This is a genomic window from Salinarimonas sp. NSM (genome assembly GCF_052380005.1).
Taxonomy (GTDB): Bacteria; Pseudomonadota; Alphaproteobacteria; order Rhizobiales; family Beijerinckiaceae; genus Salinarimonas.
In genome coordinates this window covers 1-13,284 of sequence record NZ_JBQTCJ010000059.1, presented here as the reverse complement: position 1 = coordinate 13,284, position 13,284 = coordinate 1, and the positions used below count along the sequence as shown (strand labels likewise).

Here is a 13,284-nt window from a genome sequence, read left to right as displayed (position 1 = left end):
ATGGCGGAAAGGCGCGCGGCGCGCCGAACCGATCGATGCGCGCCGCGCCGGCCCGGAAACGGGGCACGGCACGCGCGGCGCGCGGGCGGCGCGACGTCAGACGCGGCGACGCTTGCGCGGACGGCAGCCGTTGTGCGGGATCGGCGTGACGTCGCGGATGGAGGTGACGGTGAAGCCCGCCGCCTGGAGGGCGCGCAGCGCCGACTCGCGGCCGGAGCCGGGGCCGGAGACCTCGACCTCGAGGGTCCGCATGCCGTGCTCGGCGGCCTTGCGGGCGGCATCCTCGGCGGCGACCTGGGCCGCGTAGGGGGTCGACTTGCGCGAGCCCTTGAAGCCCATCATGCCGGCGGACGACCAGGAGATGGTGTTGCCCTGCGCGTCGGTGATGGTGATCATCGTGTTGTTGAACGACGCGTTCACGTGCGCGACGCCGGAAACGATGTTCTTGCGCTCGCGGCGACGAACGCGGGTGGTGTCCTTGGCCATCTGTCGTCTGGTCCTTCTGGCGCGCCCGTAATGCCAGGCGCTCGGGATGGGCGGGCGACGCGGCGCGCGCCGCCCGGAAGCTCACTGTACGGTCACTTCTTCTTGCCGGCGATCGGCTTCGCCTTGCCCTTGCGGGTGCGGGCGTTGGTGTGCGTGCGCTGGCCGCGGACCGGAAGGTTGCGGCGGTGGCGCAGGCCCCGATAGACGCCGAGGTCCATCAGGCGCTTGATGTTCATCGACACCTCGCGGCGCAGGTCGCCCTCGACGACGTAGTCGCGGTCGATCGCCTCGCGGACCTGGAGGACCTCGGCGTCGGTGAGCTCGTTCACGCGGCGCTCGGCCGGGATCGACACCTTGTCGCAGATCTCCTGGGCCTTCTTGGCCCCGATGCCGTGAATGTACTGCAGCGCGATGACGACGCGCTTGTTGGTCGGGATGTTGACGCCTGCGATACGTGCCACGTCTCGTCTCCATGTGGCCGCGAGCCTGGGAGGGCGGCGGCGGGTTGTCGTGTCGCGCGTCCGGTGGAGGCCGGCCCCTGCGCGGTGTGGGCCCTCGCGGGCCGAACGTCGAAGCGCGCAAAGCCCCGGACGGCCTCTCGCGAAGCCCGCCGGGACCGCCCGTCGACCTGAGAAGAGGCGCGCATACACGGCCGCGTGCGGCGCGTCAAGGCGTACCTCTCGAATCAGCCCTGGTACTTCGTCAGCAGCGCCACGAGCTGCTCGGTCACCGCGTCGATGGGCTGCATGCCGTCGACGCGATCGAGCATGCCCTTGCCGGCATAGTGCGCGGAGAGCGGCGCCGTCTGCTGCCGATAGGCCTCGAGCCGCGTCTTGAAGACTTCGGGATTGTCGTCCTTGCGCACCGGCTCGCCGCGCGCCTCGGTCTCGCGGGCGCGGGTGGCGATGCGCTCGACGAGGATCGCCTCGTCGACGACGAACTCGACCACCGTGTCGAGCCCCATGCCCTTCGAGGCGAGCATCGCGTCGAGCGCGTCCGCCTGCGCCACGGTGCGCGGGAAGCCGTCGAGGATGAAGCCGCCCTTCGCGTCGGGCTCCTCGATCCGGTCGGCCACGATGCCGACCACGACCGCGTCGGGGACGAGCGCGCCCGAATCCATGATCGCCTTGGCCTCGCGCCCGACGGGCGTGCCCGCCGCGACGGCGGCGCGCAGCATGTCCCCCGTCGAGAGCTGGGGGATGCCCCAGCGCTCGGAGACGCGCGCGGCCTGCGTGCCCTTGCCGGCGCCCGGCGGTCCCAAGAAGATCAGCCTCATCCCTGTCCCCCTCCGCGTTCCCTCGATGCGCGGCGCCGTTGCCGGCACCGCGCGGGCGGCCCGCGCATCCGCCTCAGCGGCCGCGCCGCGCGCCCTTCAGCTTCGCCTTCTTGACGAGGCCTTCGTACTGGTGGGCGAGCAGGTGCCCGTGCACCTGCGCGACCGTGTCCATCGTCACCGTCACCACGATGAGCAGCGACGTCCCACCGAGATAGAACGGCAATGCCGCGTAGGAAATGAGAAATTCGGGTATCAGGCAAACCACGGTGAGGTAGAGCGCCCCGATCACGGTGATCCGGGTGAGCACGTAATCGATGTGGTCCGCCGTCCGCTCGCCCGGCCGGATGCCCGGGATGAAGCCGCCGTGCTTCTTGAGATTGTCCGCCGTCTCCGCCGGATTGAACACGATCGCCGTGTAGAAGAAGGCGAAGAAGATGATCAGCGAGGCGTACAGGATCATGAAGGCCGGGCGGCCGTGCCCGAGATAGATCGCGATCGTGTTGAGGATCCCGTCGCCGCCCTGGGCCGCGGAGAAGCTCGCCACCGTGGTCGGCAGCAGCAGCAGCGAGGAGGCGAAGATCGGCGGGATGACGCCGGCCGTGTTGAGCTTGAGCGGCAGGAACGACGTCTGCCCGTCGTACATCCGGTTGCCGACCTGGCGCTTGGGGTAGCTGATCAGGAGCCGGCGCTGGGCGCGCTCCATGAACACGACGAAGTAGATGATGCCCGCCGCCATGACGATGACGCCGATGATGAAGGCGGTGGAGATCGCCCCCTGTCGGCCGAGCTCGAGCAGCCCCGCGGTCGCCTGCGGCAGGTGCGCGACGATGCCCGCGAAGATGATCAGCGAGATGCCGTTGCCGATGCCGCGCGAGGTGATCTGCTCGCCGAGCCACATCAGGAACATGGTTCCGCCGGTCAGCGTGATCACCGTCGTGACGATGAAGAACGGCCCCGGGTTCACCACGATCCCGCCCGACGCCGAGAGCCCGACCGCGATGCCCCAGGACTGGAACACGGCGAGCACCACGGTGAGGTAGCGGGTGTACTGGTTGATGATCTTGCGGCCGCTCTCGCCCTCCTTCTTGAGGGCCTCCAGCGTCGGCGAGACCGCGGTCAGCAGCTGGATGATGATCGAGGCGGAGATGTAGGGCATGATGTTGAGCGCGAAGATCGCCATGCGCTCCACCGCGCCGCCCGCGAACATGTTGAACATGCCCAGCACGCCGCCGGCCGCCGCCTCGAAGGACTGCGCCAGGGCTTCCGGGTCGATGCCCGGCAGCGGGATGTAGGTGCCCAGCCGATAGATGATCAGCGCGCCCAGCGTGAACCAGATGCGCTTCTTCAGCTCCTCGGCACGCGCCAGCGCCCCGAAATTCAAGTTCGCAGCAAGCTGCTCGGCTGCTGAGGCCATCGTCCCCTCCTCGAGGCGCGCCGTCGATCGTCGTCTTCAGTTCGTCGAGACGAAACGGCGGCCACGCACGCTCGCACGCACGGGCCGCCGCTCGCAGTCGTCAAGATGGGATCAGGCTCATGCCTGCGCAACGGCCTCGTCGAGGATCTTCACGCTGCCGCCGGCCTTCTCGATGGCCTCGCGCGCCGACTTCGACGCGCCGGTCACCTCGAAGGCGAGCTTGGCGGTGAGCTCGCCGACGCCCAGGATCTTCACCCCGTCGCGCACCCGCGAGCAGACGCCGGCGGCGACGAGCGCCTCCACCGTCACGGGCGCGTCGGTGGCGAGCTTGCCCGCATCGACCGCCTGCTGGATGCGCCCGAGGTTGACCTCGTTGAGGTCGCGGGCGTTGACGTTGTTGAAGCCCCGCTTGGGCAGGCGCCGATAGATCGGCATCTGGCCGCCCTCGAAGCCCTTGATGCGGACGCCGGAGCGGGCCTTCTGGCCCTTGACGCCGCGCCCGGCGGTCTTGCCCTTGCCCGACCCGATGCCGCGGCCGACGCGCATGCGCTCCTTGACCGCTCCGGGATTGTCGCGAAGTTCGTTCAGCTTCATGACGCGCGCCTCCTCAGGTCTCGTCGACGACGCGCACGAGATGCTTGACCTTCGTGATCATCCCCTGGACCTCGGGGGTGTCGGGAAGGGTGCGCTTCCGGTGCAGCTTGTTGAGCCCGAGCCCGATCAGCGTCTGGCGCTGGCGGGCCTCGCGGCGGATGGGCGAGCCGATCTGCTCGACGGTGATGGTCTTGTCAGCCATGTCGCCCTCCCTCAGCCTTCGGCGCCGACGTCGGCGCCGCCGCCGGGACGGCGGGCCTGCAGGGCCGAGACCTTGAGCCCGCGGCGCGCCGCGACGGAGCGCGGGCTGTCCTCGGACTTGAGCGCGTCGAAGGTGGCGCGCACGAGGTTGTAGGGGTTCGACGACCCCAGCGACTTCGACACCACGTCCTGGACGCCGAGCGCCTCGAACACCGCGCGCATCGGGCCGCCGGCGATGATGCCGGTACCCGCGGGCGCCGCACGCATCACGACCTTGCCGGCGCCGTGGCGGCCCGCGACGTCGTGGTGGAGCGTGCGGCCCTCGCGCAGCGGCACGCGCACGAGCCCGCGCTTGGCGGCCTCGGTCGCCTTGCGGATCGCCTCCGGCACCTCGCGGGCCTTGCCGTGGCCGAAGCCGACGCGGCCCTTCTGGTCGCCGACGACGACGAGGGCGGCGAAGCCGAAGCGCCGGCCGCCCTTCACCACCTTGGCGACGCGGTTGATGTGCACGAGGCGGTCGACGAACTCGCTGTCGCGCTCCTCGCGATCCTGCCTGTCTCTTTCTCTCGCCATGTCTCTCTCACTGACGCGGGCGGCGGCTCCCGCTCGCTGCCGGGGATCGGCGCCGGGAGGATACCCGTCCGCCCGGGAGCGCTGGCGCGCCCCCTCCCCTTGTTGCTTGCCGCCGTCATGGCTCCGCGCGGGCCGGGCTCGAAGCCCTCCCGCGCGCGCCGTCTCGATGGACCGCCGGGCTATACGCCCATCGCGATCAGAATTCCAGCCCGCCCTCGCGCGCGGCGTCGGCCAGCGCCTTGACCCGGCCGTGGTAGATGTAGCCGGAGCGGTCGAAGACGACCTTGGTCACGCCGGCGGCCTTGGCACGCTCGGCGACGAGCTTGCCGATCTCCGCCGCCGCGGACCGATCCGCGCCGGTCTTCAGCTTCTCGCGCAGGTCCTTCTCGAGGGAGGACGCGGACGCCAGCGTGTGGCCGTTCGCATCGTCGATGATCTGAGCGTAGATCTGCTTCGACGAGCGGAAGACCGACAGGCGCGGACGCCCGTTGGCCACCGACTTGATGGCCTTGCGGACGCGGGCCTTGCGGCGCGCGACGGCATCGAGGTTCTTCGCCATGGCTCGCGTCCTTACTTCTTCTTGCCTTCCTTGCGGAAGATCGTCTCGTCGGCGTACTTCACGCCCTTGCCCTTGTAGGGCTCGGGGCCGCGATAGCCGCGGATGACCGCCGCCACCTGGCCGACGCGCTGCTTGTCGATCCCCGAGATCACGATCTCGGTGGGCTTGGGCGTCGCGATGGTGATGTCGGCCGGGATGTCGAAATCCACGTCGTGGCTGTAGCCGAGCGCGAGCTTGAGGGTCTTGCCCTGCACCGCGGCACGGTAGCCGACGCCGTTGATCTCGAGCTTGCGCTCGAAGCCCTTCGAGACGCCCGTCGCGATGTTCGCGATCATGGCGCGCGAGAGGCCCCACTTGGAGCGCGCGTCCTTCGTCGTGTCGCGGGGCTGCACGGCGACGGAGCCGTCCTGCATCGCGACCGACACTTCCTCGGGAACGACGAAGGCGAGCTCGCCCTTCGTCCCCTTCATCTTCACGGTCTGACCGTCCACGGACGCGGTGACGCCCTGCGGGACCGGGACCGGCTTCTTGCCTACGCGAGACATGTCGCTCTCCTTCGGTTCCGAGATCGCCCGCGCGTCAGAAGACGCGGCAGAGCACTTCGCCGCCCACGTTGGCCTCGCGGGCCTCGTGGTCGGCCATCACGCCGCGCGAGGTGGACAGGATCACCGTCCCGAGGCCGTCGGCGTAGCGCGGCATCGTGTCGATGGACATGTACACCCGGCGGCCGGGCTTCGACACGCGCTCGATCGTCTTGATCACGGGCGTGCCGTCGTAATACTTGAGCTCGATCTGGAACTCGGTCCGGCCGTTGCCGAACTCCGCGACCGAGTAGTCGCGGATGTAGCCCTCGGACTTGAGCACGTCGAGCACCCGGGCGCGCAGCTTGGAGCCGGGCGTGCCCACGGTGGGACGCCGGCGCAGCTGCGCATTGCGGATGCGGGTCAGCATGTCGCCGAGCGGATCGTTGATCGCCATGATGCGTCCTCCTTACCAGCTCGACTTGACCAGGCCGGGGATCAGGCCCCGCGAGCCGAGCTCGCGGAGCGCGATGCGCGACATGCCCAGCTTCCGGTAGTAGGCCCGCGGCCGACCGGTGACCTCGCAGCGATTGCGGACGCGCGTCGGGTTGGCGTTGCGGGGGATCTCGGCGAGCTTGAGGCGCGCCTCGAAACGCTCCTCCATCGACACCGACTCGTCGTTGGCGATCGCCTTCAGGCGCTCGCGGCGGCCGGCCCATTGCTTGACCATCCGCTCGCGGCGCTTGTTCTTCTCGATATGAGACTTCTTAGCCATGAATTCCTCTCCGGTTTCCGCGTCTGAGGCGTTGCGGCCTCACTGCCGGAACGGGAAATTGAAGAAACGCAGCAGCTCGCGCGCTTCCTCGTCGGTCTTGGCCGTCGTCGTGACGATGACGTCCATGCCCCAGATCTGCTCGACACGGTCGTAGTTGATCTCGGGAAACACGATGTGCTCCTTGATGCCCATCGCGAAGTTGCCGTTGCCGTCGAACGACTTCGGGTTCAGGCCGCGGAAGTCGCGCACGCGCGGCAGCGCGATCGTGACCATGCGGTCGAGGAACTCGTACATCCGCGTCTTGCGCAAGGTGACCTTGCAGCCGAGCGGCATGTTCTCGCGGACCTTGAAGCTCGCGATCGCCTTGCGGGCGCGGGTGATGACCGGCGCCTGGCCGGCGATCATCGCGAGATCCGCCGCGGCGGTGGTCGCCTTCTTCGAATCGGCGGTCGACTCGCCCACGCCCATGTTGATGACGATCTTCTCGATCCTCGGCACTTCCATGGGGTTCTTGTAGCCGAACTTCTCGATCATGCCCGGGCGCACCACCTCTTCGTAGTGCGCCTTCATCCGGGGCGTGTAGCCGTTCATCTCAGCCATCGATCAGATCTCCCGAGCGCTTGGCGAAGCGGACCTTGCGCCCGTCGTCCAGAAACTTGAAGCCGACGCGCGTGGGCTTGCCGTCCTTCGGGTCCTTGACCGCGAGGTTCGACAGGTGGAGCGGCGCCTCCTTGGTGACGATGCCGCCTTCCTGGCTCGCCGTCTGGCGCTGGTGGCGCTTGACGAGGTTGATCCCGCGCACGAGCGCCCGCGTCTCCTTGGGCATGACGCGCACGACCTCGCCGCTCTTGCCCTTGTCGCGACCGGTGAGAACGATCACCTGGTCACCCTTCTTGATCTTCGCCGCCATCACAGCACCTCCGGAGCCAGGGAGATGATCTTCATGTGGTTCTTCGCGCGCAGCTCGCGCGGCACCGGCCCGAAGATACGCGTGCCGACCGGCTCCTTGTTGTTGTTGACGAGCACGGCCGCGTTCTTGTCGAAGCGGATGACCGAGCCGTCGGCGCGGCGGATGTCCTTGGCCGTGCGCACCACGACCGCCTTCATCACGTCGCCCTTCTTGACGCGCCCGCGCGGGATCGCCTCCTTCACCGAGACGACGATGATGTCGCCCACGGAGGCGTACTTCCGCTTCGAGCCGCCCAGGACCTTGATGCACATCACGCGACGCGCGCCGGAATTGTCGGCGACGTCGAGGTTCGTCTGCATCTGGATCATGGCCTTGATCCTTTCCTTGTCTCAAAAGGTTTCCGGCACGGACGGGATTGCCCGGCCGGACTACTTCTGACGGGGGTCTCGCGCCCCCTGCTCATGATCGCGAGAAGGGCGCTCCCATACAGGAAGCGCCCGTCTCGCACAACCCTCGAAAAGAGGGGCTCAGCCCTGCGTGCCCTCGGCCGGGGTGCCCTCTTGAACGAGCGCCCAGCACTTCAGGCGCGACAGGGGCCGCGTCTCCTCGATCTGGACGACGTCGCCGACCTTGGCGACGTTGTTCTCGTCGTGGGCATGATAGTTCTTCGTGCGACGGACGGTCTTCTTCAGCAGCGGGTGCGTGAAGCGGCGCTCGACCTTCACGACGATGGTCTTGTCCTGCTTGTCGCTGACGACGACGCCCTGCAAAACGCGCTTCGGCATGATCTCGTATCCTCAGGCGGTGGCCGCGGCGGCCTGCTTGTGGCGCTGGATCGTCTTGACCCGGGCGATGTCCCTGCGGACCTGCGCCACGCGCGCGGTGTTCTCGAGCTGTCCCGTGGCCTTCTGGAAGCGCAGGTTGAACTGCTCCTTCTTCAGCTTCAGGAGCTCGTCCTGCAGCTGATCTCCGGTCATCGCCTTCAGGTCGGACAGACGCTGGCTCGACTTCATCTCGTCCCTCCTCAATCGGCGATGCGCTGGACGAAGCGCGTACGGATCGGCAGCTTGGCCGCGGCGAGGCGCATCGCCTCGCGCGCGATGTCCTCCGGCACGCCGTCGATCTCGAACATGATGCGACCGGGCTTGACGCGGGCCGCCCAATATTCCGGGGAGCCCTTGCCCTTGCCCATGCGCACCTCGGTCGGCTTGGCGGTGACCGGGACGTCCGGGAACACGCGGATCCAGACGCGGCCCTGGCGCTTCATCTGACGGGTGATGGCGCGGCGGGCGGCCTCGATCTGGCGCGCGGTGATGCGCTCCGGCTCCACGGCCTTGAGGCCGTACTGGCCGAAGTTCAGCTCCGTGCCGCCCTTGGCGACGCCGTGGATGCGCCCCTTGAACTGCTTGCGGAACTTGGTCTTCTTGGGTTGCAACATGGCGTGCCTCCAGAACTGCCTTCGCCTCAGGCGCTCTCGCGCTCGCGGTCACGGTCGCGGCGGGGGCCGCGGTCACGATCGCGATCGCCGCCCGAGCGGCCGCCTTCCTCGGTCATGCGGCGCTCCTGCGCCATCGGGTCGTGCTCGAGGATCTCGCCCTTGAACACCCAGACCTTGATGCCGCACGTGCCGTACGTGGTGAACGCCGTGGCGATGCCGTAGTCGACGTCCGCGCGCAGCGTGTGCAGCGGGACGCGGCCCTCGCGGTACCACTCGAGGCGCGCGATCTCCGCGCCGCCGAGACGGCCGGCGCAGTTGATGCGGATGCCCTCGGCGCCGAGACGCATGGCCGACTGCACGGCGCGCTTCATGGCGCGGCGGAAGGCCACGCGGCGCTCGAGCTGCTGGGCGATCGAGTCGGCGATGAGCGTCGCGTCCGTCTCCGGCTTGCGCACCTCGACGATGTTGATCGTCACCTCGGCCTTGGTCATCTTGCCGACGAGCTTGCGCAGCTTCTCGATGTCCGCGCCCTTCTTGCCGATCACCACGCCCGGACGGGCCGAGTGGATGGTGACGCGGCACTTGCGGTGCGGGCGCTCGATGACGATACGCGAGACGGCGGCCTGCTTGAGCTGCTTCATGAGGGCGTCGCGGATCGCGATGTCCTCGTGCAGCAGCTTGGCGTACTCGCCCTTGCCGGCGAACCAGCGGCTGTCCCAGGTGCGGTTGATGCCCAGACGCAGCCCGATCGGGTTGACCTTGTGACCCATCGTATCCTCCTCAGGCCTGCGCCGTGTCTTCGCGAACCACGATCGTCAGGTTCGAGAAGGGCTTCATGATGCGCGCGCCACGGCCGCGGGCGCGGGCGTGGAAGCGCTTCATGACCAGCGCCTTGCCGACGAACGCCTCCTTGACGACGAGATCGTCGACGTCGAGGTCGTGGTTGTTCTCGGCGTTGGCGATGGCGCTCTCGAGGCACTTCTTCACGTCGCGCGCGATGCGCTTCTTGGAGAACTCGAGATCCGCGAGCGCGACGCCGACCTTCTTGCCCCGGATGAGCTGCGCGACGAGGTTCAGCTTCTGAGGGCTGATGCGGACCATGCGCAGCACGGCCTTCGCCTCGTTCTCGGGCAGCGAGCGGGTTTGAGCGGGCTTGCCCATGTCAGCGCCTCCTCGCCTTCTTGTCCGCCGCGTGGCCGGAGAAGGTGCGCGTCGGCGAGAACTCGCCGAACTTGTGGCCCACCATCTCCTCGGTCACGTAGACGGGAATGTGCTTCTGACCGTTGTAGACCCCGAAGGTGAGGCCGACGAACTGAGGCAGGATCGTGGAGCGACGGCTCCAGATCTTGATCACCTCGCTTCGGCCGGACGAGCGGGCCGCCTCGGCCTTCTTGAGAAGGTAGCCGTCGATGAACGGGCCCTTCCAGATGGAACGCGCCATGGCTCTGTCCTCACCTCTTCTTGCGGGCGTGGCGGCTCGAGACGATGAACTTGTCCGTCCGCTTGTTGGACCGCGTCTTGCGGCCCTTGGTGGGCTTGCCCCACGGGGTGACCGGGTGACGGCCGCCCGAGGTGCGGCCCTCGCCGCCGCCGTGCGGGTGGTCGATCGGGTTCATCGAGACGCCGCGGTTGTGCGGCCGACGGCCGAGCCAGCGCGAGCGGCCGGCCTTGCCCATCGACGTGTTCATGTGGTCCGGGTTCGACACCGCACCGACCGTCGCGAAGCACTGGCCGTGGACGAGACGCTGCTCGCCCGAGGTCAGGCGGATGGACACGTAGCCCTGGTCGCGGCCGACGATCTGCCCGTAGGAGCCCGCCGAGCGCGCGATCGCGCCGCCCTTGCCGATCTTCAGCTCGATGTTGTGCACGATCGTGCCGACGGGGATGGCCGACAGCGGCAGGGCGTTGCCCGGCTTGATGTCGGACTTCTCGCCCGCGGTGACCGTGTCGCCGGCCGAAAGGCGCTGCGGCGCGAGGATGTAGGACTGGGTCCCGTCCTCGTAGCGGATCAGCGCGATGTAGGCCGAGCGGTTGGGATCGTACTCGATCCGCTCCACCGTGGCCGTCTCGCCGAGCCGCGCGCGACGCTTGAAGTCGACGACGCGGTACGTGCGCTTGTGGCCGCCGCCGCGGAAGCGGACGGTGATCCGGCCGGTGTTGTTGCGCCCGCCCTTCTGCGACAGGCCCTCGGTGAGCGCCTTGACCGGCTTGCCCTTGTAGAGGCCCTTCCGGTCGACGATGACGAGCTGCCGGAGGCCGGGCGTGATGGGCTTGAAATGCTTCAAAGCCATTGTGGAGATCCCTTCCTCACAGGCCCGTGGTGACGTCGATGGAGTGCCCCTCCTCGAGGGTCACGATCGCCTTCTTGACGTCCGAGCGGCGGCCGCGGATGCCGCGGAAGACCTTCGTCTTGCCCTTGAGCACCGACGTGTTCACCGCCTTGACCTTGACGTCGAAGAGCTTCTCGACGGCGGTCTTGATCTGCGGCTTGGTCGCGTCGATGGCGACCTTGAAGACGACCTTGTTGAGCTCGGACAGGTTGGTCGACTTCTCCGTGATCACGGGAGCGATGATCACGTCGTAATGGCGTGGATCCATGCTCATTTGAACCGCTCCTCCAGCGCGTCGACGGCCGCCTTGGTCAGCACGAGCTTCTCGCGGCGCAGGATGTCGTAGACGTTGATGCCCTGGATCGGCAGAACGTCGATGTTGGGGATGGCGCGCGAGGCGAGCTTGAAGTTCGCGTCGAGCTCCGTGCCGCCGATGATCAGCGCGTTCGTCAGGTCGAGCTTGGCGAAGCGCGCGACGAGCGCCTTCGTCTTGGGCTCGGCCGCGACGATCTCGTCGACGACGATCAGCGCCTCGCTGCGGGCCTTCGAGGACAGCGCGTGGCGCAGAGCCAGCGCGCGGACCTTCTTGGGCAGATCGTGGGCGTGCGAGCGCACGAGCGGCCCGAAGGCGCGTCCGCCGCCGCGGAACTGGCCCACGCGGGCCGAGCCGTGGCGGGCGCTGCCGGTGCCCTTCTGGCGGTAGACCTTCTTGGTCGTCCGGGCGATCTCGCCACGGTTCTTGACCTTGTGGGTCCCCGCCTGGCGCTTGGCGAGCTGCCAGCGGACCATGCGCTGCAGGATGTCGGCGCGGGGCTCGAGGCCGAAGATCGCGTCGTCGAGCTCGACCTCGCCGGCGCTGGCGCCGTCCAGGGTGGTGATCGCGAGCTTCATCACGCGTTCTCCTCGGTCTGGGCCGCACCGCCGGCCTCGGCCGGCGCCTCGCTGGCCCCGTTCTCACGGTACTTGCCCGGCATCGGCACGTCGGCCGGGAGCGCGCGCTTGACGGCGTCCCGCACGAAGATCCAGCCGCCGTCGCCGCCGGGGACGGCGCCCTCGACGAGGATCAGGCCGCGCTCCGGATCGGTCTGCACCACCCGCAGGTTCTGCGTGGTGACGCGCTCGACGCCGAGATGGCCGGGCATCTTCTTGCCCTTGAACGTCTTGCCGGGGTCCTGGCGGCCGCCGGTCGAGCCGATCGAGCGATGCGACACCGACACGCCGTGGGAGGCGCGCAGGCCCGCGAAGTTCCAGCGCTTCATGCCGCCGGCGAAGCCCTTGCCCTTCGAGGTGCCCGTCACGTCGACGAACTGCCCGGGGACGAAGTGGTCCGCCGTGATCTCGGCGCCGACCGGGATCAGCGCGTCCTCGGACACGCGGAACTCGGCGAGCTTGCGCTTCGGCTCGACCTTGGCGACCGCGAAGCGGCCGCGCTCGGCCTTCGAGACGTTCTTCACCTTGGCGAGGCCGGCGCCGACCTGCAGCGCGACGTAGCCGTTCTTGTCCTTCGTCCGATGAGCCACGACCTGGCACTGGTCGAGCTTGAGGACGGTGACCGGTACATGCTCTCCGGCGTCCGTGAAGACGCGGGTCATGCCGATCTTTTGCGCGATGACGCCTGAGCGCATGTGCGTTCCCTCTCGGCGTTGATGCCTGTCCCTGAGAGCCCGGAGGGCCTCAGAGCTTGATCTCCACGTCCACGCCCGCGGCGAGGTCGAGCTTCATGAGCGCGTCGACCGTCTGCGGGGTGGGGTCCACGATGTCGAGGACACGCTTGTGCGTGCGCATCTCGAACTGCTCGCGCGACTTCTTGTCGATGTGCGGCGAGCGCAGCACCGTGAACCGCTCGAGACGCGTCGGCAGCGGGATGGGCCCACGAACCTGCGCTCCCGTGCGCTTGGCGGTCGACACGATCTCGCGGGTCGACGCGTCGAGCACGCGGTGGTCGAACGCCTTGAGGCGAATGCGGATATTCTGACCGTTCATGGGTTGCCCCGTCTTCCTCACCCGACCCGCCGGCGGACAGCCCGCCGCGGGACCAGAAACGCGGCCGCGACGATCGCGACCGCGTCCTCACGCTCTCTTCGAGCCTCAGTCCAGGACCGCCGCGACGACGCCGGCGCCGACGGTGCGGCCGCCCTCACGGATGGCGAAACGCAGCTTCTCCTCCATGGCGATCGGCACGATCAGCTCGACCTCCATCGCGACGT

Annotated in this window: 26 protein-coding genes; all 26 read right to left on the bottom strand. The window is 68.5% G+C overall.

The features are described 5' to 3' along the window. Positions 1-96: 96 nt before the first annotated feature. Positions 97-486 (bottom strand): 30S ribosomal protein S11, encoded by a 390-nt coding sequence (gene rpsK, locus ACTZWW_RS18310; RefSeq protein WP_029031948.1) that lies wholly within the window; start codon positions 484-486, stop codon positions 97-99. Positions 487-578: 92 nt separating this feature from the next. Beyond that, positions 579-947 (bottom strand): 30S ribosomal protein S13, encoded by a 369-nt coding sequence (rpsM, locus tag ACTZWW_RS18305; RefSeq protein WP_444782404.1) that lies wholly within the window; start codon positions 945-947, stop codon positions 579-581. Between the two features lie 224 nt (positions 948-1,171). After that, positions 1,172-1,762, bottom strand: a complete 591-nt coding sequence (locus tag ACTZWW_RS18300; protein ID WP_444782403.1) for an adenylate kinase — start codon at positions 1,760-1,762, stop codon at positions 1,172-1,174. Between the two features lie 73 nt (positions 1,763-1,835). Next, on the bottom strand, positions 1,836-3,176 hold the full coding sequence (gene secY, locus ACTZWW_RS18295; RefSeq protein ID WP_444782402.1) for a preprotein translocase subunit SecY: 1,341 nt from the start codon (positions 3,174-3,176) through the stop codon (positions 1,836-1,838). Positions 3,177-3,293: 117 nt separating this feature from the next. Continuing rightward, on the bottom strand, positions 3,294-3,770 hold the full coding sequence (rplO, locus tag ACTZWW_RS18290; protein WP_444782401.1) for a 50S ribosomal protein L15: 477 nt from the start codon (positions 3,768-3,770) through the stop codon (positions 3,294-3,296). Between the two features lie 13 nt (positions 3,771-3,783). Further along, positions 3,784-3,972, bottom strand: a complete 189-nt coding sequence (rpmD, locus tag ACTZWW_RS18285) for a 50S ribosomal protein L30 (RefSeq protein WP_029031943.1) — start codon at positions 3,970-3,972, stop codon at positions 3,784-3,786. An 11-nt stretch (positions 3,973-3,983) separates the two neighbouring features. Beyond that, positions 3,984-4,544, bottom strand: a complete 561-nt coding sequence (rpsE, locus tag ACTZWW_RS18280; RefSeq protein ID WP_444782400.1) for a 30S ribosomal protein S5 — start codon at positions 4,542-4,544, stop codon at positions 3,984-3,986. A gap of 196 nt (positions 4,545-4,740) precedes the next feature. Next, positions 4,741-5,103 (bottom strand): 50S ribosomal protein L18, encoded by a 363-nt coding sequence (gene rplR, locus ACTZWW_RS18275; protein ID WP_444782399.1) that lies wholly within the window; start codon positions 5,101-5,103, stop codon positions 4,741-4,743. A gap of 11 nt (positions 5,104-5,114) precedes the next feature. Beyond that, positions 5,115-5,648 (bottom strand): 50S ribosomal protein L6, encoded by a 534-nt coding sequence (gene rplF / locus ACTZWW_RS18270; RefSeq protein WP_444782398.1) that lies wholly within the window; start codon positions 5,646-5,648, stop codon positions 5,115-5,117. A 34-nt stretch (positions 5,649-5,682) separates the two neighbouring features. Beyond that, the gene (rpsH, locus tag ACTZWW_RS18265; protein ID WP_444782397.1) at positions 5,683-6,081 is read right to left on the bottom strand and encodes a 30S ribosomal protein S8; all 399 of its coding nucleotides are present in this window, start codon (positions 6,079-6,081) and stop codon (positions 5,683-5,685) included. Between the two features lie 12 nt (positions 6,082-6,093). Then, on the bottom strand, positions 6,094-6,399 hold the full coding sequence (gene rpsN, locus ACTZWW_RS18260) for a 30S ribosomal protein S14 (RefSeq protein ID WP_444782396.1): 306 nt from the start codon (positions 6,397-6,399) through the stop codon (positions 6,094-6,096). A gap of 39 nt (positions 6,400-6,438) precedes the next feature. Beyond that, on the bottom strand, positions 6,439-6,999 hold the full coding sequence (gene rplE / locus ACTZWW_RS18255) for a 50S ribosomal protein L5 (RefSeq protein WP_372425878.1): 561 nt from the start codon (positions 6,997-6,999) through the stop codon (positions 6,439-6,441). Beyond that, on the bottom strand, positions 6,992-7,309 hold the full coding sequence (gene rplX, locus ACTZWW_RS18250) for a 50S ribosomal protein L24 (protein WP_444782395.1): 318 nt from the start codon (positions 7,307-7,309) through the stop codon (positions 6,992-6,994). The genes rplE and rplX overlap by 8 nt, the downstream gene beginning before the upstream one ends. Beyond that, positions 7,309-7,677: a 50S ribosomal protein L14 gene (rplN, locus tag ACTZWW_RS18245; protein WP_029031935.1), complete on the bottom strand. Its 369-nt coding sequence runs from the start codon at positions 7,675-7,677 to the stop codon at positions 7,309-7,311. Before rplN ends, rplX begins: the two co-directional genes overlap by 1 nt. A 159-nt stretch (positions 7,678-7,836) precedes the next feature. Further along, positions 7,837-8,094, bottom strand: a complete 258-nt coding sequence (rpsQ, locus tag ACTZWW_RS18240; protein ID WP_444782394.1) for a 30S ribosomal protein S17 — start codon at positions 8,092-8,094, stop codon at positions 7,837-7,839. A gap of 12 nt (positions 8,095-8,106) precedes the next feature. Then, the gene (rpmC, locus tag ACTZWW_RS18235; RefSeq protein WP_029031933.1) at positions 8,107-8,322 is read right to left on the bottom strand and encodes a 50S ribosomal protein L29; all 216 of its coding nucleotides are present in this window, start codon (positions 8,320-8,322) and stop codon (positions 8,107-8,109) included. A gap of 11 nt (positions 8,323-8,333) precedes the next feature. Further along, positions 8,334-8,747, bottom strand: coding sequence for a 50S ribosomal protein L16 (gene rplP / locus ACTZWW_RS18230; RefSeq protein ID WP_372425875.1), 414 nt, complete (start codon positions 8,745-8,747; stop codon positions 8,334-8,336). Between the two features lie 26 nt (positions 8,748-8,773). Continuing rightward, positions 8,774-9,517 carry a 30S ribosomal protein S3 gene (gene rpsC / locus ACTZWW_RS18225; RefSeq protein ID WP_444782393.1) on the bottom strand — a complete coding sequence of 248 codons (744 nt, stop codon included), beginning with the start codon at positions 9,515-9,517 and terminating at the stop codon, positions 8,774-8,776. A 10-nt stretch (positions 9,518-9,527) separates the two neighbouring features. Continuing rightward, positions 9,528-9,908 (bottom strand): 50S ribosomal protein L22, encoded by a 381-nt coding sequence (rplV, locus tag ACTZWW_RS18220; RefSeq protein ID WP_372425873.1) that lies wholly within the window; start codon positions 9,906-9,908, stop codon positions 9,528-9,530. Between the two features lies 1 nt (position 9,909). Continuing rightward, entirely contained in the window at positions 9,910-10,188 is a 279-nt protein-coding gene (rpsS, locus tag ACTZWW_RS18215) for a 30S ribosomal protein S19 (protein ID WP_029031929.1), read from the bottom strand. A 10-nt stretch (positions 10,189-10,198) separates the two neighbouring features. Further along, entirely contained in the window at positions 10,199-11,038 is an 840-nt protein-coding gene (gene rplB / locus ACTZWW_RS18210; protein WP_444782392.1) for a 50S ribosomal protein L2, read from the bottom strand. Positions 11,039-11,054: 16 nt separating this feature from the next. Continuing rightward, the gene (locus tag ACTZWW_RS18205) at positions 11,055-11,351 is read right to left on the bottom strand and encodes a 50S ribosomal protein L23 (protein ID WP_444782391.1); all 297 of its coding nucleotides are present in this window, start codon (positions 11,349-11,351) and stop codon (positions 11,055-11,057) included. Then, positions 11,348-11,968: a 50S ribosomal protein L4 gene (gene rplD / locus ACTZWW_RS18200; protein ID WP_444782390.1), complete on the bottom strand. Its 621-nt coding sequence runs from the start codon at positions 11,966-11,968 to the stop codon at positions 11,348-11,350. The genes ACTZWW_RS18205 and rplD overlap by 4 nt, the downstream gene beginning before the upstream one ends. Further along, positions 11,968-12,702, bottom strand: coding sequence for a 50S ribosomal protein L3 (gene rplC, locus ACTZWW_RS18195; RefSeq protein WP_444782389.1), 735 nt, complete (start codon positions 12,700-12,702; stop codon positions 11,968-11,970). The genes rplD and rplC overlap by 1 nt, the downstream gene beginning before the upstream one ends. Before the next feature lie 49 nt (positions 12,703-12,751). Further along, complete coding sequence (gene rpsJ, locus ACTZWW_RS18190; RefSeq protein WP_029031924.1) at positions 12,752-13,060, bottom strand: 30S ribosomal protein S10; 309 nt, start codon at positions 13,058-13,060, stop codon at positions 12,752-12,754. A 105-nt stretch (positions 13,061-13,165) separates the two neighbouring features. Next, positions 13,166-13,284, bottom strand: a 119-nt coding sequence (locus ACTZWW_RS18185; RefSeq protein ID WP_458575411.1) for an EF-Tu C-terminal domain-related protein, incomplete at its 5' end; no start/stop codon positions are given.